The organism is Brevundimonas bacteroides DSM 4726, assembly GCF_000701445.1.
GTDB classification, from domain to species: Bacteria; Pseudomonadota; Alphaproteobacteria; order Caulobacterales; family Caulobacteraceae; genus Brevundimonas; species Brevundimonas bacteroides.
In genome coordinates, this window is sequence record NZ_JNIX01000008.1 from 45,113 (window position 1) to 66,168 (window position 21,056).

Annotated in this window: 23 protein-coding genes; 7 read left to right on the plus strand and 16 right to left on the minus strand. The window is 68.0% G+C overall.

All coding sequences use genetic code 11. The features are described 5' to 3' along the window. Position 1: 1 nt before the first annotated feature. The 6 genes from Q333_RS0105020 to Q333_RS0105045 all read right to left on the minus strand — a co-directional run bounded on the left by Q333_RS0105020 (position 2) and on the right by Q333_RS0105045 (position 4,280). Entirely contained in the window at positions 2-334 is a 333-nt protein-coding gene (locus tag Q333_RS0105020) for an NAD(P) transhydrogenase subunit alpha (RefSeq protein WP_029415650.1), read from the minus strand. Next, on the minus strand, positions 334-564 hold the full coding sequence (locus Q333_RS0105025; RefSeq protein WP_029415651.1) for a hypothetical protein: 231 nt from the start codon (positions 562-564) through the stop codon (positions 334-336). Before Q333_RS0105025 ends, Q333_RS0105020 begins: the two co-directional genes overlap by 1 nt. Further along, complete coding sequence (locus Q333_RS0105030; protein ID WP_157072375.1) at positions 561-872, minus strand: hypothetical protein; 312 nt, start codon at positions 870-872, stop codon at positions 561-563. Before Q333_RS0105030 ends, Q333_RS0105025 begins: the two co-directional genes overlap by 4 nt. Beyond that, entirely contained in the window at positions 869-2,002 is a 1,134-nt protein-coding gene (locus Q333_RS0105035) for a Re/Si-specific NAD(P)(+) transhydrogenase subunit alpha (protein ID WP_029415653.1), read from the minus strand. Before Q333_RS0105035 ends, Q333_RS0105030 begins: the two co-directional genes overlap by 4 nt. 141 nt (positions 2,003-2,143) lie before the next feature. Further along, positions 2,144-2,416 carry an aa3-type cytochrome c oxidase subunit IV gene (locus tag Q333_RS0105040; protein WP_029415654.1) on the minus strand — a complete coding sequence of 91 codons (273 nt, stop codon included), beginning with the start codon at positions 2,414-2,416 and terminating at the stop codon, positions 2,144-2,146. 67 nt (positions 2,417-2,483) lie between these two features. After that, positions 2,484-4,280, minus strand: coding sequence for a M3 family oligoendopeptidase (locus Q333_RS0105045; protein WP_029415655.1), 1,797 nt, complete (start codon positions 4,278-4,280; stop codon positions 2,484-2,486). Positions 4,281-4,381: 101 nt separating this feature from the next. On the opposite strand from Q333_RS0105045, the gene Q333_RS0105050 reads away from it, so the two are divergent. The 4 genes from Q333_RS0105050 to Q333_RS17815 all read left to right on the plus strand — a co-directional run bounded on the left by Q333_RS0105050 (position 4,382) and on the right by Q333_RS17815 (position 11,238). Then, a complete protein-coding gene (locus tag Q333_RS0105050) occupies positions 4,382-4,852 on the plus strand; it encodes a DUF1203 domain-containing protein (protein ID WP_029415656.1) in 471 nt (156 codons plus the stop codon). Positions 4,853-4,913: 61 nt separating this feature from the next. Next, positions 4,914-6,719 (plus strand): DUF4153 domain-containing protein, encoded by a 1,806-nt coding sequence (locus Q333_RS0105055; protein WP_051651172.1) that lies wholly within the window; start codon positions 4,914-4,916, stop codon positions 6,717-6,719. 112 nt (positions 6,720-6,831) lie between these two features. Further along, positions 6,832-8,280, plus strand: coding sequence for a sigma-54-dependent transcriptional regulator (locus Q333_RS0105060; RefSeq protein ID WP_029415658.1), 1,449 nt, complete (start codon positions 6,832-6,834; stop codon positions 8,278-8,280). Between the two features lie 183 nt (positions 8,281-8,463). Then, complete coding sequence (locus Q333_RS17815) at positions 8,464-11,238, plus strand: TonB-dependent receptor (protein ID WP_029415659.1); 2,775 nt, start codon at positions 8,464-8,466, stop codon at positions 11,236-11,238. Positions 11,239-11,301: 63 nt separating this feature from the next. Here the strand turns inward: Q333_RS17815 and Q333_RS0105070 are convergent, their stop codons facing one another. The 4 genes from Q333_RS0105070 to Q333_RS17275 all read right to left on the minus strand — a co-directional run bounded on the left by Q333_RS0105070 (position 11,302) and on the right by Q333_RS17275 (position 12,696). Next, on the minus strand, positions 11,302-11,622 hold the full coding sequence (locus Q333_RS0105070; RefSeq protein ID WP_035293829.1) for a hypothetical protein: 321 nt from the start codon (positions 11,620-11,622) through the stop codon (positions 11,302-11,304). Between the two features lie 13 nt (positions 11,623-11,635). Next, positions 11,636-11,911 carry a DUF2312 domain-containing protein gene (locus Q333_RS0105075; protein ID WP_029415661.1) on the minus strand — a complete coding sequence of 92 codons (276 nt, stop codon included), beginning with the start codon at positions 11,909-11,911 and terminating at the stop codon, positions 11,636-11,638. A gap of 157 nt (positions 11,912-12,068) precedes the next feature. Then, a complete protein-coding gene (gene ykgO / locus Q333_RS0105080) occupies positions 12,069-12,194 on the minus strand; it encodes a type B 50S ribosomal protein L36 (protein WP_029415662.1) in 126 nt (41 codons plus the stop codon). Positions 12,195-12,330: 136 nt separating this feature from the next. Continuing rightward, positions 12,331-12,696: an excalibur calcium-binding domain-containing protein gene (locus tag Q333_RS17275; RefSeq protein WP_084175759.1), complete on the minus strand. Its 366-nt coding sequence runs from the start codon at positions 12,694-12,696 to the stop codon at positions 12,331-12,333. Positions 12,697-12,957: 261 nt separating this feature from the next. Here Q333_RS17275 and Q333_RS0105085 point away from each other — a divergent pair, with 261 nt between their 5' ends. Continuing rightward, entirely contained in the window at positions 12,958-14,226 is a 1,269-nt protein-coding gene (locus Q333_RS0105085) for a lytic murein transglycosylase (protein ID WP_029415663.1), read from the plus strand. A gap of 167 nt (positions 14,227-14,393) precedes the next feature. Here Q333_RS0105085 and cysS read toward each other — a convergent pair whose 3' ends face one another. Further along, entirely contained in the window at positions 14,394-15,803 is a 1,410-nt protein-coding gene (cysS, locus tag Q333_RS0105090; protein ID WP_029415664.1) for a cysteine--tRNA ligase, read from the minus strand. Positions 15,804-15,957: 154 nt separating this feature from the next. Here cysS and folE point away from each other — a divergent pair, with 154 nt between their 5' ends. Next, positions 15,958-16,590: a GTP cyclohydrolase I FolE gene (gene folE, locus Q333_RS0105095; RefSeq protein ID WP_029415665.1), complete on the plus strand. Its 633-nt coding sequence runs from the start codon at positions 15,958-15,960 to the stop codon at positions 16,588-16,590. A 144-nt stretch (positions 16,591-16,734) separates the two neighbouring features. Further along, positions 16,735-17,178 (plus strand): biopolymer transporter ExbD, encoded by a 444-nt coding sequence (locus tag Q333_RS0105100; protein WP_029415666.1) that lies wholly within the window; start codon positions 16,735-16,737, stop codon positions 17,176-17,178. 76 nt (positions 17,179-17,254) lie between these two features. Here Q333_RS0105100 and Q333_RS0105105 read toward each other — a convergent pair whose 3' ends face one another. The 5 genes from Q333_RS0105105 to Q333_RS0105125 form a co-directional block, all read right to left on the minus strand. Next, positions 17,255-17,443, minus strand: a complete 189-nt coding sequence (locus tag Q333_RS0105105) for a CsbD family protein (protein WP_029415667.1) — start codon at positions 17,441-17,443, stop codon at positions 17,255-17,257. 94 nt (positions 17,444-17,537) lie between these two features. Next, the gene (locus Q333_RS0105110; protein WP_281173704.1) at positions 17,538-17,942 is read right to left on the minus strand and encodes an NUDIX domain-containing protein; all 405 of its coding nucleotides are present in this window, start codon (positions 17,940-17,942) and stop codon (positions 17,538-17,540) included. 35 nt (positions 17,943-17,977) lie between these two features. Beyond that, positions 17,978-19,021, minus strand: coding sequence for a sensor histidine kinase (locus Q333_RS0105115; RefSeq protein ID WP_029415669.1), 1,044 nt, complete (start codon positions 19,019-19,021; stop codon positions 17,978-17,980). Next, the gene (locus Q333_RS0105120) at positions 19,018-19,443 is read right to left on the minus strand and encodes a response regulator (RefSeq protein ID WP_245591484.1); all 426 of its coding nucleotides are present in this window, start codon (positions 19,441-19,443) and stop codon (positions 19,018-19,020) included. The genes Q333_RS0105115 and Q333_RS0105120 overlap by 4 nt, the downstream gene beginning before the upstream one ends. Next, entirely contained in the window at positions 19,440-20,966 is a 1,527-nt protein-coding gene (locus Q333_RS0105125) for a sensor histidine kinase (protein WP_051651135.1), read from the minus strand. Before Q333_RS0105125 ends, Q333_RS0105120 begins: the two co-directional genes overlap by 4 nt. Positions 20,967-21,056 lie beyond the last annotated feature (90 nt).

Here is a 21,056-nt window from a genome sequence, read left to right on the forward strand (position 1 = left end):
GTCAGCCCTTGGCCTCGGCCTTCGCCGGCCGTTCCTTCTTCTTGTACATGGCCAGCATGCGGCGCGTGACCATGAAGCCGCCGAAGATGTTGACGGACGCCAGCGTCACGGCCGCCACGCCCGCGCCCTTGGCGATCCAGCCGCCGACGCCGTCGCCGGACGCCGCCGCCGCCGCGATCAGCCCGCCGACGATGATCACAGAGGAGATGGCGTTGGTCACCGCCATCAGCGGCGTGTGCAAAGCGGGCGTCACCGACCAGACGACGTAGTAGCCGACGAAGATCGCCAGCACGAAGATCGCCAGGCGGAAGACGGTGGGGTCGACGTGTTCCATCAGCGGGTCTCCTTGGTCGGTTGGGCCTTTGCAAGCCGGCTGAGGACCAGACCGGTGATGACCATCCACCCAGCCGACTGGACGATCGCGATGCTCGGCAACAGGGTGGTCCAGCCCAAGGCCTCAGCGACGAACAGGCCGAAGGAGGCCATGAGCAGGATCAGGCCCAGGCCCATCGAACCATACGCGAAGCCGACGATGACGCGGCGGAAGCCTTCGTTGGCGATCATCGGTCTTGCCCTCGGGCCAGGTCGGGGCCGGCTCGGGCCAGACGGTCCTCCAGCGCGATGACGCGCTCTTTTAACGCGATGATCTCGCCAAGCATGAAGGCCGTAGCAAGTCCGCCGAGAACCGCTAGGCCGAGTTCTGTGTCGGATGTGCGACCAGTTATCCTAGTGTAGATCAACGCCAGGCCCGCCAGGACAGCCAGGCCACCGGCGAATAATCGGAGCGTCTTGAGGTAGGACACGTCACGCCGTGCGATCCCCTCCATCCGTGATCGATCCAAAGCGGCTCGGTTGAGACTTTCGACGGTCATCCCCGAACCCCCTCATGCACCACGGCGCCGCCGTGCGTGACCACGGCCGCCTTCAGGATCTCGTCCTCCAGGTCCGGGGCCAGCGCTCCCTCATTGATCAACAGACCCGCGAACGCCACCAGGTTCTTGGCGTAGAGGCTCGACGCATCCGACGCGATCCGGCCAGGCAGGTTGGCGAGGCCGACGATCGTCACCCCGTTTGCCGTCGTCACCACCTCGTTCAGCTTCGCCCCTTGGACGTTGCCGCCGTTCTCGATGGCCAGGTCGACGATGACCGAGCCCGGCTTCATCGAAGCGACGTGGTCGGCGGTGACCAGAACCGGCGCCGGGCGGCCGGGGATCAGGGCCGTGGTGATGACGATGTCCTGCTTGGTGATATGCGTTGCTGTCAGCGCCGCCTGCTTGGCCTTGTAGTCGTCCGACATCTCCTTGGCGTAGCCGCCGGCGGTCTGGGCGTTCTGGAACTCCTCGTCCTCGACGGCGACGAACTTGGCGCCCAGCGACTCCACCTGTTCCTTGGTGGCGGGGCGCACGTCGGTGGCGGTCACGACCGCGCCCAGACGCCGCGCGGTCGCAATGGCCTGCAGCCCCGCGACGCCCACGCCCATGACGAAGACCTTGGCGGCGGCGACGGTGCCGGCCGCCGTCATCATCATGGGAAAGCCCCGGCCATAGGCGTTGGCCGCCTCGATGACCGCGCGATAGCCCGCGAGGTTCGCCTGCGACGACAGGGCGTCCATGACCTGGGCCCGGGTGATGCGCGGCACGAACTCCATGGCGAAGGCCGTGGCGTTGGCCTTGGCCAGCGCCGAGACCGTGTCCTTCTCGCGATAGGCGTCCAGCAGGGCGACGACGACCGCGCCGGGCTTCAGCGCCGTGATTTCCTGCTGGGTCGGCCCGCGCACCTTGAGCAGCAGGTCGGCCCCGTCCAGCACCGCGCGGGTGTCGGGCTTCACCGTGGCACCGGCGGCCGTGTAGTCGGCGTCGGGAATGGACGACCCGGCACCCGTTCCCGCCTCGATCGAGACGGCCGCGCCCAAGGCGACGAACTTCTTCACCGTTTCCGGAGTGACCGCACAGCGGGTCTCGCCCTGATGGCGCTCCCGGGTCACGGCGATGGTCAGGCCCACGCGAATCCCTCCGTCCCTATGGACGGATGAACGTTAGGCGGCAGAAGGCGGCCGCGTCAAAGGCGCAAGCGCGCGAAGGCGCTTGGTCGCATCGGCCTCGCGCACAAGCCGCGAGCGACCGCGTCGCGAGCGGTAGCGCCCTTAGTGACCGGCTTTCGGGCTCTTGAGGAAGAAGAAGCCCGCCACAGCCAGAACACCGGCACCGATCAGGCCCGTGATCAGGCTGCCGTTCGGCATGAACCACAGGGTCAGCAGCAGCAGGATCGCCGCCACCGCCAGCGAGCCCCACTTGGTCAGGCCCATGAACAGGTCCCACGTCTGGCGCTGCTCCTCGATCGTCATCGAGCCGCGGACATAGGCCCCGGCGTCATGATCGGCGGCGTCGTGCGAGGTGTGGTGCGGGTGGTCGGCCATGAAGAGTGCGAGTCCGGCGGAAGGGGGCGGTGGCGTCTTATAGCGATGACGGGCGGTGGCTCAAGCCTCAGACCAGCGCCTCGAACTGGTCGATCAGCCGCTCCAGCCGCCGCGTGCCGATGGTCCAGAAGGCCGGGTCGCGCGGGTCCAGCCCGAACGGCTTCAGCGCCTCCGCATAGGTCAGGGTCCCGCCCGCCGCGAGCAGGTCGCGGTACAGCGGCGTGAAGCCCGCCGGATCCTTGGCGCGGGTTTCCATAAGGGCGGCCACCAGCAGGTCCCCGAACGCATAGGCGTAGACATAGAAGGGCGCGTGGACGAAGTGGCTGACGTAGCTCCACCAGGCGTCATAACCCTCGTTCAGCTTCACCGCCGGGCCCAGTGACGCGCCCATTTCCTCCAGGAACAGCTCGCCCAGCCGCTCGGCCGAGACCTCACCCTTCGCCCGCTCGTCGTGGAAGCGGATCTCGAAGCGGTGGAAGGCGATCTGGCGCACCACGGTGTTCAGCCCGTCCTCGATGCGCCCGGCCAGCAGGCCGCGCTGTTCGGCCTTGGGCGCCGTCGCCAGCAACCGGTCGAACGTCAGCCCCTCGGCGAAGATCGACGCGGTCTCGGCCAGCGTCAGCGGCGTCTCGGCCAGGAGCGTGCCCTTCTCGGCCGCCAGGGTCTGGTGCACCCCGTGCCCCAGCTCGTGCGCCAGGGTCAGGACATCGCGCCGCTCGCCCATCCAGTTGAGGAACACATAGGGGTGCCGATCCGCAGTCACCGGGTGGGCGTAGGCGCCCGATTGCTTGCCCGGCCGCGCCCGCCCGTCGATCCAGGGCTTGTCGAAGAACAGCCCCGCCCGGTCGGCGAACTCGGTGCCGAGATCGGAGAAACTCTCCAGCACCAGATCGCGCCCCTGACCCCAGTCGAAGCCGCGCGGGGCGCTGGTCTCGAGGGGCGCGTTGCGGTCCCACTGATCCAGCTTCGCCTTGCCCAGCACCCTGGCCTTCAAGGCATAGTAGCGGTGCGACAGCTTCGGATAGGCGGCGGCGACCGCGTCGGCCATGGCGTCGACCGCCTCGCCATCGACCTCGTTGGCCAGGTGGCGGCTGTCGGCGGGGCGCTTGAAGCCGCGCCAGCGGTCCTCCATCGCCTTGTCGGCCGCGACGGTGTTGAGCACGAGCGCCAGCGTCGGCACGCGGGCGGCGAGCGCCACGTTCAGCCCCTCGGCCGCCGCCCTGCGCCACGCCTCCTTGGGATCGGACAACTGGTTCAGGGCCTCGGCCAGGGTCAGGGTGTCCTTGCCAGCCTCGACCTTCAACGCCGCCAGAGTCTCGTCGAACAGCCGCGGCCACTGGGCGTTGATGGGCATGCGCTCGGCGACGAAGGTCTCCAGCTCCTGCGACAGCTCATGCGGCTTCATCGCCCGCACCCGCCGCAGCCACGGTCGCCACCGCGCCGCGCCGGCATGGGCCGCCAGCGCCGCCTCCAGCTCGGCCTCATCCAGCTGATTGATCTCCAGCGTCAGCCAGACGGTCGGCGTGGCCACCGTCGTGATCTTCTCCCTCAGGTCCGCCTCGAACCCCTGCGCCGCCGCGTCGCTCCGGTCCGTCGACGCCGCCAGGAAGGCATAGGCCCCCAGCGCGCCGAGCTTCTCCGACGCCTGCTCGTAGAGCGTGATCGCGCGATCCAGCGTCGCGCCGAGAGCCGCTGCATCTGCCCGCTCCGCCAGCATGCGGCCCTGCAGCCCGTTCAGCGCCGCCACGGCGGTGCGCGCGGCCTCCAGATCGGCCGTCACCTTCGCGTCGTCCCGCGACGCATAGAGATCGGACAGGTCCCACAGCGGGGGCTCGACGGCGGGGGCTTTGAAGGGCGCGTTCATGAGGGGCTTTGTGGGGACGACGGCGGCCCGGCGCAACGTCCGAAAGCCGCCAGACGATCCTTCGCCGCAGGGCCAGGGTGCGGCTCGAAACGGAGACCGCCATGACCTATCGCATCGAACCCCTGCCGCTGGAGCCCTTCCAGCCCCTGTTCGCTCTGGACGACGCCGAGCTGGAGGCGATCGGCGCGCGCCGCATGATCGCCTCGACCCCCAACAGCGCGCCGTGCCGCGTCAGCCTGGCCGACGCCGAGCCGGGCGAGGCCCTGATCCTGGTCAACCATGTCCATCTGGACGCGCCGGGATCGCCCTATCGCGGGGGTGGGCCGGTCTTCGTGCGCGAGATCGCGACCGAGGCGGCCCCCATCGCCGACGCCGTGCCCGAGGTGCTGAGCCGCCGCCTCTTGTCGGTCCGCACCTATGACGCCCACGGCCTGATGCTGGACGCCGACGTGGTCGAAGGCGCGAATCTGGCCGCGCGCCTCATCGACTGGTTCGACGATCCGCGAACCCATGAGGTCCATATTCATACAGCACGGCGTGGCTGCTATCTCGCACGGGCGGTCAGGAACTGACCGCTTTCCACGGCGCCTGTCCCAAGTCCAGAGTGTCCCCGTCAGGCGGGGAGGAATGGACATGACGGACGCAGGGGACGCGGGCGGACGCGCTGGGCTGGGAGGTCAGACGGGGCGCACGGCCGTGCTGATCCGGCTGGCGATCGGCCTGGCGCAGGGGCTGGCGCTGTATCTGCTGTTCCGGGCGACCGAGGGCGAGCCGTCCTGGTCTGAAAGCCATCCGGTCGCCTTCGCCATGATGGTGCTGCCGACCCTGTTTCTGCCGCCCATGATGCTGGCCTCGGTCGAGCGGTTGAGGCCGCTGACGCTTGGGGTCTGGGGCGGGACGGCGGCCGCGACCCTGGCTCTGCTGGCCTGGCACGACGTGGCGCGCCAGTCGGGGGCATCGGCCCAGCCGACGCCGCAGATGTTCCTGTTCTCGGCGGCGGCCCTGTTCATCGCCCACCACCTGATCGTGCCCGGCGACCGGGAGCGGCGGCTTCTGGCGCCCTACCCGGCCTATTTCGATACCGCCTGGATGGCGGGGGTTCAGTTGGCGGCATCGGTGGCGTTCACCGGCGTGTTCTGGGCTCTGCTGGGCCTCGGGGCCGCCCTGTTCAATGTGATCGGCCTGTCCTTCCTGGGCGACCTGTTGGTCAAGCCTTGGGTCTTCCTGCCGCTGACGGGCCTGACGTTCGCGACGGCGGTGCATCTGACCGATGTGCGCGAAGGCCTGATCCGGGGCGTGCGCACTATCGCCCTGATGCTGCTGTCGTGGCTTCTGCTGGTCCTGACCCTGCTGGTCGGGGGCTTCCTGTTCGCCCTGCCCTTCACCGGCGTCGAGAGTCTGTGGGGGACCGGATCGGCCACGGCGCTGCTGCTGGCCACAGCCGGGGGGATGATCGTCCTGATCAACGCCGCCTATCAGGACGGGCGCGAAGACAACCTGCCGCCCGCGGTCCTGCGAATCGCGGTCCGGGTCGCATCGGTCCTGCTGGCGCCCCTGTTGGGGGTTGCGCTGTGGGGGCTGGTGCTGCGCATCGGTCAGCACGGCCTGACGCCGGACCGGATCATCGCCGCCGCGTGCATCGTCGTGGGCGTCGTCTATGCGGCCGGATACGCCTATGCCGCGCTCAGGGCGCTGTGGATGCGGACCGGCGACTGGATGGCGCCGCTGGAGCGGACCAATGTCGTCGCAGCCGTTCTGGCCGTCGTCACGATTCTGGCCCTGTTCACACCGGTGGCCGATCCTGCGCGGCTGTCGGTCGCCGACCAGACCGCGCGGCTGGAACGGGGCGCCGTGTCGGCCGAAGCGTTCGACTATGGTTTCCTGGCCTTTGACAGCGGCAAGGCGGGGCGGGCCGCCCTGGAACAGCTGACCGCATCGGACGATCCGGAGGTGGCCCGGCGGGCCAGCGAAGCCCGGGACGCAGAAAACCTGGCGGAGCTGACGACCCCGATCGAGCCGCAAGATGTAACGCCCGTGATCTCGGTCTGGCCGAGAGGCGCGCAGCTGCCCGAAGGGTTCATTGTCGAGGTCGGCGATACCGATCCTCGTTCGACCTGTCGGGCGAGCAGCGACTGTCTGGCGGCCCTGCGCGATCTGAACGGCGACGGCCAGGACGAGGTGCTTCTGGCGCGTCAGTACGAGATCACCCTGTTCGCCCGCACCGAAGAGGGTTGGGCCGCGCAAGGCGAGTGGCGGACCCGCCGGTGCGATGGCGAGGATCGCATCACGCCGCAGGACGCCATCCGTCGCGACCTGATCCGCCCCGTTCCCTCGCCCTGGCCTGACCTGATGGCCGGTAGCCAGGTGGCCGGACGGTTCGAGCCCGCCAATCCGGAGTGCGTGGTCTACCCCGGCATGGGCGGCCTGTTCGGCGGTTAACCCGCGGGACACCACGTCGGCCAACCCGATCTTCACCGCGTCGGGCCTAGAACCGTCCCGAAACGAGCCAGTCCCTTGCGTGAGGACCGGCCGATGAAGGGGTGTCCGTTCCATGGCCAAGACCGTTCTGGTGGTCGACGATGATCCGGCGCAGCGCCGTCTGGTGCAGGCGGTGCTGGACCGCGAAGGCTATCAGGTCGTCCATGCGGAAAGCGGCGGAGAGGCCATCGACCGGCTGACCAAGGGCGGCGGGGCCGATGTGGTGCTGCTGGACCTCGTCATGCCGACCATGTCCGGCATGGAATGCCTGGCCGAGATCCGCACGGCGGGCGTGACCACGCCGGTCATCGTGCTCACGGCCAACGGCGGCATCGAGACGGTGGTCAAGGCCATGCAGGCCGGGGCCCAGGACTTCTTCGTCAAGCCCGCCAGCCCGGAACGCATCCTGGTCGGGATCCGAAACGCGCTGCAGTTGACCCAGCTGACCGCCGAGGTCGTCCGCCTGAAGAAGCATGTCTCGGGGCGCACGACCTTCGCCGATCTGGTCGGCGACAGCCGCCCCATGCAGATGGTCAAGCAACTGGGCGCGCGCGCCGCGAAATCGTCGATCCCCGTCTTGATCACCGGCGAGAGCGGCGTCGGCAAGGAGGTCATCGCGCGCGCGCTGCACGGCGCGTCGGACCGGGCGGGCAAGCCGTTCGTGGCGGTCAACTGCGGGGCCCTGCCGGCCAACCTGGTCGAGTCGATCCTGTTCGGCCACGAGAAGGGCAGCTTCACCGGCGCCCACGACAAGCACCTGGGCAAGTTCGCGGAAGCCAACGGCGGCACGCTTTTTCTGGACGAAATCGGCGAACTGCCGCTGGACATGCAGGTCAAGCTGCTGCGCGCGCTTCAGGAAGGCGAGATCGACCCGGTGGGCTCCAAGCGCGCGGTCAAGGTCGATGTGCGCATCGTCTCGGCGACCAACCGCGACCTGTCCGGCGCGGTCGCGGCGGGGACGTTCCGCGAAGACCTGTTCTATCGCCTGAACGTCTTCCCGATCGAGGCCCCTGCTCTGCGCGACCGACGCGACGACATCCCGGCCCTGATCGATCACTTCGTCGCCCGCTTCAACGCCGAGGAGGGCAAGCGCATCATGGGCGCCTCGTCCGAGACCCTGGCGCTGCTGACCGCTTTCGACTGGCCCGGCAATGTGCGCCAGCTGGAGAACACCATCTATCGCGCCATCGTGCTGGCCGACGCGCCGTTCCTTCAGCCCCACGACTTCCCGGCCATCTCGGGCGTCGCCATGCCGCTGGAGACCCAGCCCTCGGCCGCCGTCGCCGCCACCCCCTCCTACGGCGACCTGCCGCCCCTGCCCGAGCAGCCGATCAAGATCCTCGACGAGCGCGGCCATCTGCGGACCCTTGAGGACATCGAGCGCGATCTGATCCAGCATGCTATCGAGGTCTATGCCGGTCATATGTCGGAGATCGCGCGCCGCCTCGGAATCGGCCGCTCGACCCTGTATAGAAAGGTCCGCGAGCAGGGTCTGGAAGGCGCGCTCAAGGAAGCAGGGTGAGCCAGGCGTGACACCGGGGTCACACTCCGGTTGTGTTACAGCGCACTGTAACAAATCGCCTCATTGACGCCGCGACGGAACCGCACCACTGGCGCGTGAAACTGGACTGGCCTTTCGCCGTTCGTCCGAACCGGATGAGCGCTGGACGACCGTTCTCCCCGCCCCCGCCTCAGACGAGTTCCCATGACCATCGCCTCCGCCCTGCTCGCGGCGCTCGCCTCGGGCGCGCTCCAGACCGCGCCGGCCCAGACCGCACCGGTCCAGTCGCAGACGACCCCGCCGGTCGCCCAGGAGGACCAGGAGGACGACCAGCCATCGGGAGCCTCGGCCCCCGGCGACGCCGACTACGTCCTGCCCGAGGTCCAGGTCGCGGGCACGCGCGGCCGGGTCCAGGGCGACATCGAGCCCGAGATCACGCTCGATTCCGGCCAGCTGATCGCCTATGGCGCGACCAACGTTGCCGAACTGCTGGCGGCGTTGGAACCCCTGACGCGGTCAAACCGGGGTCGCGGAGGTGGTGGGCCGGTCGTGCTACTGAACGGACGTCGCACCTCGGGCTTCCAGGAGATCCGGACCATCCCGTTCGAGGCCATCGAACGAACCGAGATCCTGCCCGAGGAAGCCGGTCTGGCTTATGGCTTCGGTGCCGACCAGCGCGTGGTGAACATCGTGCTGAAGGCGAACTTCACCCAAGCGAACGCTGACGTCAGCTATCGCGCTCCGACACAGGGCGGACGCAACTCAACCGAGGTTCGCGGCGGCTATTTCTCGATCGTGGGCGGCAACCGGCTGAATGTCAGCCTGGAGCGGGAACACGACACCGCCCTGTTCGAGACCGAGCGCGACATCGTGCGCGATCCGGGTAGCCAGCCGTTCGACCGCATCGGCAATGTCGCGGGCATCCCCTACGGCGCCGAGATCGATCCCGCCCTGTCGACGCTGGCCGGGCGCACTGTCACGGTCGCGGCCAATCCGGGGGTGTCGAACCCGACGCTGGCGGGTTTCGCAGCCGGGGCGAACAGCCCGCGCACCGGGGACCTGACGCAGTATCGCACCCTTCTTCCCCGCGGCGACGAGACGACGCTGAACGCCTCGCTGGCGCGCGACCTGAACGAGACGATCAAGGGCACGATCAGCCTGAACCTGGAACAGACCACCAGCTTCTCCTACCTGGGCCTGCCGGGCGTCACCCTGACGGCGCCGGCCGGGCGCAATGGCTCGCCATTCACGCGCGACGTCGCCGTCTATCGCTACATCGACGATCCCTTCGCCGTGACGCGGGACAATGAGACGACGACGGCCAATCTGGGCCTGCTGCTGGACGGATTCCTGGCCGACTGGCGCTGGACCCTGTCGGGCAGCTACGACCGGGTCGAGACCGACACGGTGACGGGCCGCGGCCTGAGCGCCACGGCGGCGCAGGCCGCGGTCACCGCCGGCACGCTGAACCCCTTTGGTACACTGGACCCGTCGCGCTTCACCCGCCTGGTGGACACGGCCAACTCGGTTTCGAGCGGCGGCAGCGTCGAGGCCAACTTCAACGGCGACCTGTGGGCCCTGCCCGCCGGCGATATGTCCGCCAGCTTCAAGGTCGGCGTCGACACGCGCGATCTGTCCTCCGAAAGCACCCGTTCGGGCGTCTTCACCGACCGCACCATCGGCCGCGACCGGGTCTATGGCTCGACCAACCTGACCCTGCCGATCTCCAATGGCGTGGACGTCCTGCGTCCTATCGGCGACGTGTCGCTGACGCTGAACGCCAGCTATGACGAGGCGTCTGACATCGGCGGCCTGACGACCTGGGGGGCCAGCATCAACTGGTCGCCGATCGACCCGCTCGGCGTCATCGTCAGCTACACCAACGAGGACGGTGCCCCGTCGATCTCTCAGCTGAACGATCCGACGATCTCGACGCCCAACAGCGCCGTCTTTGATTTCCGAACAGGTGAGACCGTGCTGGTCAACCGCATTACCGGCGGCAATCCGGGCCTGACGCCCGACAATCGCCAGGTCTGGAAGGTCGGCGTGAACTGGCGGGCAAACAACGACCTGTCGTTCCGGTCCGACTACACCCGCACCAGCATCGACGGGGCCATCGTGGCGTTCCCGAGCATCACGCCCGACCTCGAAGCCGCCCTTCCCGAGCGGTTCACACGCGACGCCACCGGTCGTCTGATCCAGCTGGACGCGCGGCCGCTGAACTTCAGCCAGACGGAGAGGTCGGAACTGCGCAGCGGTTTCAACTTCTCGCGGTCCTTCGGTCGGCCGAACTTCGCCGCAGCGAGCGGACCGGGCGCGGCCATGGGCGCGATCATGTTCGGCGGAGGCGGCCGTCCGCCGGGCGCGGGGGGACCTGGCGCTGGCGGTCCTCCCGGCGGTGGTGGTCAGTTCCGTTTTGGCGGACCCGGCGGCGGCGGTGGCGGTGGCGGAGCTCAACCTCGCGGCGGCGGCGGTGGTGGCGGCATGCTTCCCGGCCAGGGCCGCTTCAACCTGTCGGTCTTCCACACGGTGCGCTTCACCGACGAGGTGACCATTCGCCCCGGCCTTCCGGTGCTCGACCTGCTGGACGGCGACGCCACCGGAGCCAACGGCGGCACGCCGAGGAACGAGGTCCAGGTCCAGGGCGGCGTCTTCCGCAACGGCTTCGGCGCCTTCCTGAACGCCAACTGGCGCCAGGGCACCGAGGTCGACGGCGGTGTCGGCGGCTCGACGCTGAACTTCAGCGACCGCACCACGGTCAACCTGACCATGTTCGCCGACCTGAACCAGCGCACGACCTGGGTCGAGCGGTTCCCTATCCTGCGCGGCTCGCGCGTCAGCCTGTCGTTCGAGAACATCTTCGACAGCCGCACCGAGGTGACCTCCTCGACCGGCGACGTGCCGCTGAACTACCAGCCCGACTTTCTCGACCCCGAGGGCCGGGTGGTGCGGATCAGCCTGCGCAAGATCCTGTTCTAGGGGCGCAGGGAATAGGGATTAGAGGCGTCGCACCGGCGGTCGGCCTGTAACTCCCTCCAATCCCTAATCCCGAATCCCTTTCTTCCGGCCCCAGCGGGGCGGCGGCGTCTCTCCGGAGGCCTTCTTCGCGATTTCCTTGAGCTTGCGCCCCTGCATGGCCGACAGCGCCTGCCCCGGCGCGCCCTTCTCCGGATCGCCGAAGGCGCGGCCATAGGTCTTCACCCGCTCCCCGACCGAGTCGAGGAACTCGCCCTCCCATTCGGAGAGTTTCACACCGGTCTTGTCGGCCGTGCGCTTGGCACGCTTCAGCGCGTTCAGGGCTGCGCGCTGGGCGGCCTTTCGCTGCGCCTCGTAGGGGCTGAGGGTCGGCGGCTTTCGCTTCACGCCGCCGAAGGTGTCAGATTTCGCCCAGGGCCGACAGATAGAGGTCGAGGATCGCCTCTTCCTCCTGGCGCTTGGCGCGGTCCTGCTTCCTGATGCGCAGCACCTTGCGCAGCGTCTTGACGTCGTAGCCCTCGCCCTTGGCCTCGGCGAAGACCTCCTTCTGGTCGGCCATGATGGCCTGCTTGTCCTCTTCCAGCCGCTCCAGCCGCTCCACGATGGTGCGTAGGCGGCCTTGGGCCGCCGAGGTCAGGACGTCGGGGGAAGCATCGAAGGAAGCGTCGTCGGCCAAGGCGGGGTCTCCGGAAAACAGGCGCGGACGCTAACCATGTCCGCGAAGACGGCTCAACGCCGGGCACGAAAAAGGCTGCGGACAGCATCCGCAGCCTGTGGATCGTTCTGCGCTCAAGTCGCGCGGCTCCGCGAGCCGCGCGTCAGTGCGAGAGACCTTAGCCCTGCTTGGCCTTGAAGCGCGGATCGGTCTTGTTGATCACGAAGACCACTCCCTTGCGACGCACGACCTTGCAGTCGCGGTGACGACCCTTGAGCGACTTGAGCGAGCTGCGGACCTTCATGGTCTTGCATCCTTAGTGGCGCTAACGCTCGGCTCGCGGAGCCTCGCTGCTTGAGCGCGATTGGCGTGTCTGAAACAGAAAAGCCGTCGGCGGACCGGCGGCGGAACGGGGCGTATAGAGAAGGCGGCGCACTTGGTCAATGCCGCGATCGACGGGCGCCATAGTAGGGTTCGCACGCCAGACCATCGCCGTCGCCGTCCATCTCGGCCCTATAGGATGGATCCCAGGACGGGATGTTCATCCGACCTGCCGCTCGCGCATCATCGCAGCCTCGGAAATGCTGGTCCACCAAAGGTTCGGGCGCCGGTATCGTCGGCGTGGACGGCGACCCTGCGAGGGCTCTGAGCTGCTGTCTTTCCCCCGCATTCGGTTCGAACAGCACGGGTCTGGTCAGAACGTCGCCGAGCCAGGCCGCTTCGCCCGGGCTGGTTAGAAACAGTGTCGCACCGAACGCGAGTGCCGCCAGCGCGAATACCGTGAAGCCGAAGCGGAGCCGTTTCATACGAATCTCTACGACCGATCCTGGAGGCCTGGCCTCCGATTCGAACGGAGGGTCTGCAGGGTTGCACCCCCGCCGCGTCGCCCCTCCGCCACCAGGCCATAGTTCCAGAGAGCGCCCTCACCCTGCGCCAGCCCGGTTAATCCCGGGTCAGCGGGAACGGTTTATGCAGGCTTCACTTGATCGTGTGATCGCGCGCCACATTGCGGCGCCGGTCGCGCAGTGACTTGATCGGGACCGCCGATTCCGGGAAACGCCTTGTCCATGCGCATCGACTACCGCCTCGTCCTGATCGCCTGCGTCTCGGCCTGCGCGCCGATGCTGCCGGATGCGCCGCCGGTCCCGGCCCGCGCCGAGGCCCCCGAGCCCGCCCGCTCCCCGGCCGCGCCGCCGACGCAGGAACGCCCCTATTCCACCGACGCCGCCGGGTTCGAGGGCTGGAAGCAGGGCTTCCTCGACCGCAAGGGCGGCGCGCGCCGCGATCTCTACGCCCAGCAGCTGGACGGCCTGACGCCGGACCCCGACGTCATCCGCCTGGACGGCAACCAGCCCGAGTTCAGCCGCCCGGCCGGCGCCTATATCCAGACCGCCGCCTCGGCGACGCGCATCGCCGAGGCCCGCCAGAGGCTGGATCGCGTGCCCGCTTCGGTGGTCCAGCGCTTCGGCGTCCCGGCCGAGATCCTCGTCTCCATCTGGGGCAATGAATCGAGCTTCGGCCGCATCCAGGGCGACAAGGACGTGATCCGTTCGCTCGCCACCCTCGCCTACGAGGGCCGCCGCCGCGACTGGGCCGAGAACCAGCTGAAGGACGCGCTCGACATCGTCATCGACGGCCGCCGCGACCGCGCAGGGCTCCTCGGCAGCTGGGCCGGCGCCATGGGCCAGACCCAGTTCATGCCGGACAATTATCTGCGGCTGGGCGTGGATCAGAACGGCGACGGCCGCGTCGACATCTGGGGCTCGGACGCCGACGCCCTGGCCTCGGCCGCGAACCTGCTGGCCCAGGCCGGCTGGAGGCGCGATCAGCGCTGGGGCTATGAGGTCGTCCTGCCGCCGGGCTTCGACTACCGCATGGCCGAATCCGATGGACGGCCCTGGAGCGTCTGGGCCCAGCAGGGCGTGACCCTGGCCCAAGGCGGTGCGCCGACGGCGGCGGAGAGCGCCGAGACGGGCTTCATCCTGCTGCCGCAAGGGGCGCGAGGACCAGCGTTTCTGGCCCTGCCCAACCACTTCGTGATCCGGCGCTACAACAACGCGGTGACCTATGCGCTCGCGATCGGCCTGACGGCGGACGGGGCGGTTGGGCGGCCGGGTCTGGTCGGAACCTGGCCGGACGACGGCCCCCTGTCGCGCGAACAACGATTCGGGGCCCAGACCGCGCTCGCCAGGCTCGGCTACGACGTCGGCGGCATCGACGGGGTCATCGGCTCGGGCACGCGGCGGGCGCTCCGGGCCTGGCAGATGGCGACGGGCCGGACGCCGGACGGCTATCTGACCCCGGCGCTCGCGGATGAGCTGATGCGGGGGATGTAGCCGCTCGGCTCTCCCTCCCCGGCACGGGGAGGGAAGGTCGCGCAGCGACCGGGTGGGGGCGGCCCGGTGAGCCAGACGCCGATATCGCCTGTGTGTCGCCCGGCCGCCCCCACCCGGTCGTCGCTCCGCGCCGACCACCCTCCCCGTTCCGGGGAGGGAGAAAGAACTCACTCCTTCATCCGCCAGGTCGCGCCGGTCGGACCGTCCATGACGACGACGTTCAGCGCCGTCAGCCGATCTCGGATGCGGTCGGCCTCGGCCCAGTTCTTGTCGGCGCGGGCCTGGAGCCGTTCGGCCAGCAGCGCCTCGACCTCGGCTTTCAGCGAATCATCGGCCCCACCGGAGAACCAGGCGTCGGGATCGGACTGAAGGACGCCGAGGATGTTGGCTGCGCCCAGCAGCGCCGACTTGGCCTGCGCCACAGCCGCATGGTCTCCGGCCGTCATGCCGCGTTCGATTTCGCTGGATAAGGCAAACAGGCTGGCGATGGCCCCAGGCGTGTTCAGGTCGTCCTCGATGGCGGCGATGAAATCCGCGGGCGGGTCGCCTGCCGGGGCCTCGACGCCCTTGGCCCGACCCAGCGCCCCGTACAGCCGGTCCAGGTTCTTGCGCGACTGATCCAGCAGGCTCTGGTTCCAGTCCAGCGGCTGGCGGTAGTGCGCGCTCAGCAGCGCCCAGCGCACCACCTCGCCCGGCATATGCTGCACCAGATCGTGCAGCAGCAGGACGTTGCCGATCGACTTGGACATCTTCTCCGCATCGACGGTCAGGAAGCCGTTGTGCATCCAGTAGCGGGCGTATTCCTCGTGCGCCGCATCGGCATGGGCGTGCCCATGCGCGCAGACGCCTTGCGCGATCTCGTTCTCGTGGTGGGGAAACACCAGGTCGATGCCGCCGCCGTGGATGTCGATGGGCAGGCCCAGCACCTGCTCGATCATGGCCGAGCACTCGATGTGCCAGCCGGGCCGGCCCTCGCCCCACGGGCTCGGCCACGACGGTTCGCCCGCCTTCGACGGTTTCCACAGGACGAAGTCGTGCGGATTCTTCTTGTAGGGCGCGACCTCGACGCGGGCGCCGGCGATCATGTCGTCCAGGTTCCGCCCCGACAGCGCGCCATAGGACGGATAGCTCGACACATCGAACAGCACATGGCCCTCGGCCGCATAGGCGCTGCCCGCCGCGATGATCGCGCCGATCTGCTTGACGATGGCGTCCATGTGGTCGGTCACATGCGGCGCGATATCGGGCGGACTGACATTCAGCGCCGCCATGTCGGCCAGATAGGCGGCCTCGTAGCGGGCGGTGACCTCGCCGATCGGCACGCCTTCCTTCGCGGCCTTGGCGTTGATCTTGTCGTCCACGTCGGTGACGTTGCGGGCATAGACGACGGCGTCCGCGCCATAGGTCCGGCGGAGCAAGCGCACCAGCACGTCGAACACCACTGGCGGGCGCGCATTGCCGATGTGGGCGAAGTCATAGACGGTCGGCCCGCAGACGTAGAGCGTCACCCGCTTGGGATCGCGGGGCTCGAACCCCCGCTTCTCGCGCCGGAGGGTGTCGTAGAGAAAAAGCGTCATTGTGAAGCGGTGCCGTAGGTTTTCTTGCGGGACGGGCGGCTCGTCCCATATAGCCGTGACGGGTCGGCGAACAGCCGCCTATCGGAAAAGGGAGCGCGGCGCGCGTCAATCCGGGGCCTTCGTCCCGGCGCCACTAGGCCGCTGAACATCTTTCATGGACGCCTATGCTGCAAAGCCGGTCCTGGTCGGCGCCGACGCCGTGCCTCTGAACGCCAACACCCCGCGCCCGTCGCGCGACGAGGCCCTGAAGGCCGTGCGCACCCTGCTGGCCTGGGCCGGCGACGATCCGGACCGCGAAGGCCTGAAGGACACGCCCAAGCGCGTGGTCGACGCCTACGCCGAATGGTTCGAGGGCTATGACGCCGATCCGGCCAAGGAGCTGAGCCGCACCTTCGAAGACGTCCAGGGCTATGACGACATGGTGTTGCTCCGCGACATCGAGGTCGAGAGCCACTGCGAGCACCACATGGCCCCGTTCCTGGGCAAGGCGTACGTCGCCTATTTGCCGACCGAGAAGGTCGTGGGCATCTCCAAGATCGCGCGCGTCGTGGAGATCTTCTCCAAGCGTCTGCAGACCCAGGAAGTCCTGACCAACCAGATCGCCGCTGCGATCGAGGATCATCTGGCTCCGGCCGGGGTGGCCGTCCTGATCGACGCTGAGCATCAGTGCATGACGACGCGCGGCGTGCACCATCGCCACGTCTCGACCATCACGACCCGCTTCACCGGGGCCTTCAAGTCCGATCCGGCCCTGACCGAGCGGTTCCTGAAACTGGCCAAGGGCTGATCTTCGCGCGCGGGGAGAAAAGTGAGGACGAGGGAACCCGGTTCGACCGGAGACCGCTTTACAAGCCCGGCGTCAGACGCCAAGAACCGTCCGAAGCCTTGAACACGCTCGCGCTCGCGCGCGGCCAGATGGAGACGACCAGACATGGGCGCCAAGCTTTCGGGACCCGGTGGAGACGGTGGCAAGACGATCGCTCAGAACAGCGATATCAACGTCACGCCCTTCGTCGACATCATGCTGGTGCTGCTGATCATCTTCATGGTCGCCGCACCGCTGGCCACCGTGTCGATCAAGCTGGACCTGCCGCCCGCCACGCCGCCGACGGGTGAGGAACCCAAAGAGCCGGTCTACATCACCATCCAGGAAACCGGCTCGATCTTCATCGCCGACCGCCAGACCACGATTGAGACCCTTTCGGCCGACGTCTGCACCGCCTTGGGCAACCCCACCGGCCGCGGATGCACCGAGGAGCGCGTCTTCGTCCGCGCCCAGCCGGAAGTCCGCTACAATGCCTTCATGGAAGTCATGAACACCCTTCAGGAGAACGGTTTCTTCAAGGTCGGCCTGCTGAACGAAGACATCGAATAGGCTCCCCGCCACCTCGCAAAGACAAAGGCCGCGCCCCTCGGAACGCGGCCTTTTTTCTTGATGGTGGCGACTGGGCCTAGTGGCGCTTGTCGCCATCCCGAATGGCGTCTTTGGCGCCGCCGACCGTGTTCTGGACCTTGCCTTCGACCTTGTCGGCGCGGCCTTCGGCCTTCAGCTTCTCGTCGCCGGTCAGCTTGCCGACGCCTTCCTTGACGGACCCGCCCATCTGCTTGGCGGCGCCTTCGATACGGTCATGGTCAGCCATGATAATCTCCTGAAGCTCGCGCAATCCGGATGATCGCGCTTCGACAGAGACAGCGATCCTCAGGCCGTGCCGTTCCGTATGGTGACGCTCGTTCCTATCGCCTCAGCCAGGCCGAGACCGCCCAGGCATGGGCGTCATGGCGCAACTCCGCCAGCGCCGTGCAGGGGTGCAGCCAGACCAGCTCATGATCGGCCTCGACCTTCCGTGCTGGATCGATCCCGACCATTCGTGCGATCCACACCCCGCCGACGTTGTTGACCGGCTCTCCGTCGGACTTGCGAAAATACTGCCCCGCTTCGATTAGCCGCTCGACCGGCTCGACCGTCATGCCGGTCTCTTCCAGAAACTCCCGGACCAGCGCCTGTGCCTCGGTCTCACCCGCATCGACCGCACCGCCGGGCAGATCGTAGTAGGGCTCATCGCGAGTCACGCGGACACAGGCGAGCTTCTCGTCATGGAACACCAGGCCGAACGCCGCCAGTCGGACCCTGTAGGCCAAGCCGGCCTCGGCGCGGCCGAACTGCAGCGCAGGCGTCAAAGGTCGAAAGCCAGCCGCGCGCGCACGCCCTTGTGCGCCTGATCGAACTCGATGGCCGAGCGCAGACCCGACGCCATAGCCGTGATGATCTTGCCGCCCAGCCCCGTGCCCTTGGGCGTCCCCTCGCCCAGACCGGGTCCGTCGTCCTCGACCGTCAGGATGGCGCGACGGCCTTCAGCGTCGGGCTCCAGGATCACGCGGATCTCTCCGCCCTGCCCCGGCGCATAGGCGTATTTCACCGCGTTGGTGATCAGCTCGGTGACCACGACGCCAAGCGACACGGCCTGATCAGTCGAGACCCAGATCGGCTGGGCCTTCAGGTGGATCGTCGGAGCGCCGTCCGGGCCGACCGACTTACCCAATTCGCCGCACAGGCCTTCCAGATAGGCGTCCAGCTCCACTCGTTCCATGTCGCCCGACGTGTAAAGCCGCCGATGCACATGGGCCACGGCCTCGATTCGCGCCTGGGCCTCGCGCAGCGCAGCGCGAGCGCCCTCGTCCGACAGATGCCGCTGCTGCAGCGACATGAAGCTGGACACCAGCTGCAGCGAGTTCCCCACGCGGTGATTGACCTCGCGCAGCATGGCCTCGGCGCGATCGCGGGCCAGACGCACCTGTTCCTGGGCCTCCTCGTTCTCGCGCTCAAGCCGGCGGCGCAGCAGGGCGTCCTCAAGCGCGGAACGCAGCAGCGCCGTGAAGTCCTCCGAAACATCCTTGATCACGTAGTCGGCGGCCCCGGCCCGGAGCGCGGCGACCGCGATCCGACCTTCCTGCGCGCCCGTGACATAGACCACCGGCGGCGGCGACGGGCGGTCCAGGATGCACGGAAGTACGTCCAGCCCGTCGCGGCCAGGCATGTAGTGATCCAGCGCGATGATGTCGAAGACGGCCTCGCCGTTCAGTGCCGCCAGCCCCGCGTCGCCGTCGGGGGCTAGCGTAACCTCATAGCCGTGGCGGCCGAGCTCCTTCTGCACGAGCCGCGACAGGCCGCGGTCGTCGTCGATGTAGAGCAGCCGGATGGGCGGCCGGGCGTCGGTCATTCGATGTGCGGCGCCTGCATCACCGACAGGAACAGGCCCAGCTGGCGGATGGCGGCGGCGAAGCTTTCGTAGTCCACCGGCTTGGTGATGTAGACGTTGCAGCCCAGGTCATAGCAGCGCTGGATCTCGGTCTTGTCGTCGGTGGTGGTCAGCACCACCACCGGGGCGCGCTTCAGCCTCTCGTCGCGCTTCACCTCGGCCAGGATGTCGGTGCCCTGCATGTCAGGCAGGTTCAGATCCAGCAGGATCAGCAGCGGCCCGTTCGCCAGCACTTCCGCGGAGAACAGATAGTCCAGCGCCGGCTGGCCTGCGTCGAAGTGGACGATCTCGTTGGAGATATTGGCTCGGCGGATGTTCTTCTCGATCAGCTTGGCGTGACCGTGGTCGTCTTCGACCATGAGGATTTTGACGGGTGTGCTCACAGGGTTTCTCCGACCTCGTCGAGGATCAGGCGTTTGGGAAATTTCAGGCGGAAAGTCGAGCCTTCGCCCAGCGTGGACTCGACGGTGATCTCGCCGCCCAGACGCCGAACGCTGTTCCTCACGAAGGCCAGCCCCAGCCCCTCGCCCGGCCGGTCCTGCCGGCCCGAGCGACGGAACAGCTCGAAGATGCGCTCGTGGTCCCTCTCGGAAATGCCGCGGCCGTTGTCGGCGACCTCATATTCGACCCAGCCGCCCGGCACGTCGCGGCCCCGCACCTCGATCCGGCCGGGCCGCTTCGGATCGAGATACTTCACGGCGTTGTCGATCAGGTTGCCCATGATCTGCTCGATCGACAGCCGGTCGTTCTCCATCTCGGGCAGGTCGCCGATCGCGATCTCGGCATCCGCCTGATCCAGCTGATGAGACACGCTTTCGGCGATTCGACGGACCATCTTGGTGACGTCCAGCATCTCCGGGACCAGATTGCGGCGACCTTCGCGCGACAGTTTGAGGATGGCGTTGATCAGCCGATCCATCTTCTCGGTTGAGGCGCGGATGAAGCCGATGGCCTCGGGGATGTCCTCGCGGATCGCGGTAACGACGGCGGGATCGACCGCCCGCTCCACCTCGGCGTTGGACAGCGCGCCCTCCAGCGTGCGCCCGGCCTGATCCAGTTCCGCCGTGTAGCCCATGACGTTGACCAGCGGCGAGCGCAGGTCGTGGCTGACGATGTAGGCGAACCGCTGAACCTCCTCATTCGCCCGCGTCAGGGCGGCGGTGCGGTTGCGGATGGTCTCTTCCAGCCCGGCGTTGACGCGGTCCAGTTCGGCCTGCTTGGCCTGCACCTCGTCGAGGTAGCGCCGGACAAGCAGGAAGACGATCCCGGCCAGCACCAGGATGAGCAACCCCGCCAGGGTGTTGACGACGCTGGTGAAGGCGGCCGAGCCTTCCGAGCGTGCAGTCGCTTCGGCCACCTCGCCGCCGATTCTCTGGTCGACGTCGCCGAGCGCTGCATCCAGTTCACGCATCAACCGTTGGCCTTCGCCGCTGCGTACGGCCGCGATTGCCTCCAGCGCCCGGCCCTGACGATAGAGATCCAGCGTCTGGTCCATTTCCAGGATCTTGTCGCGCGACAGCCGCGTCACGATCTCGGCGTCCCCCTCACCCTCGCTGTCCGTGCCGATGCGGGTCCGGAACTGTTGCAGTAGGGTGTCCTGCGCGGCGATCGCGGCGCGGTAGCTGAGCAGGAAATCCGATTGACCGGTCAACAGATAGCCCCGGTGCGCCGTCTCCGCGTCCTTGAGGTTCAGCAGCAGCACGCGGCCGGAGCGGCGCGCCTGCCATTGCGCGTCCACGGTCTCGTTGAACTGCGCAGTCCGCTGGACAAGCACGAAGGTGCTGAGATTGGCGACCAGCAGCGCGCCAAGCGCCACCGCCAGCGCCAGCACAATCGAACGGCCAAGCGTGCGCTCGCGGGCGAACCGGTTCAGCTGGTTGAGGACATCACGGATCGCGTCGCGCATTGGACGGCGTGATTGAACGGTCGCCCGGCGCGTGTCCAGCTTGGCCATAAACGGCGCAACCTGTGCAGGGTGAAGGCATTCAGTTAATCA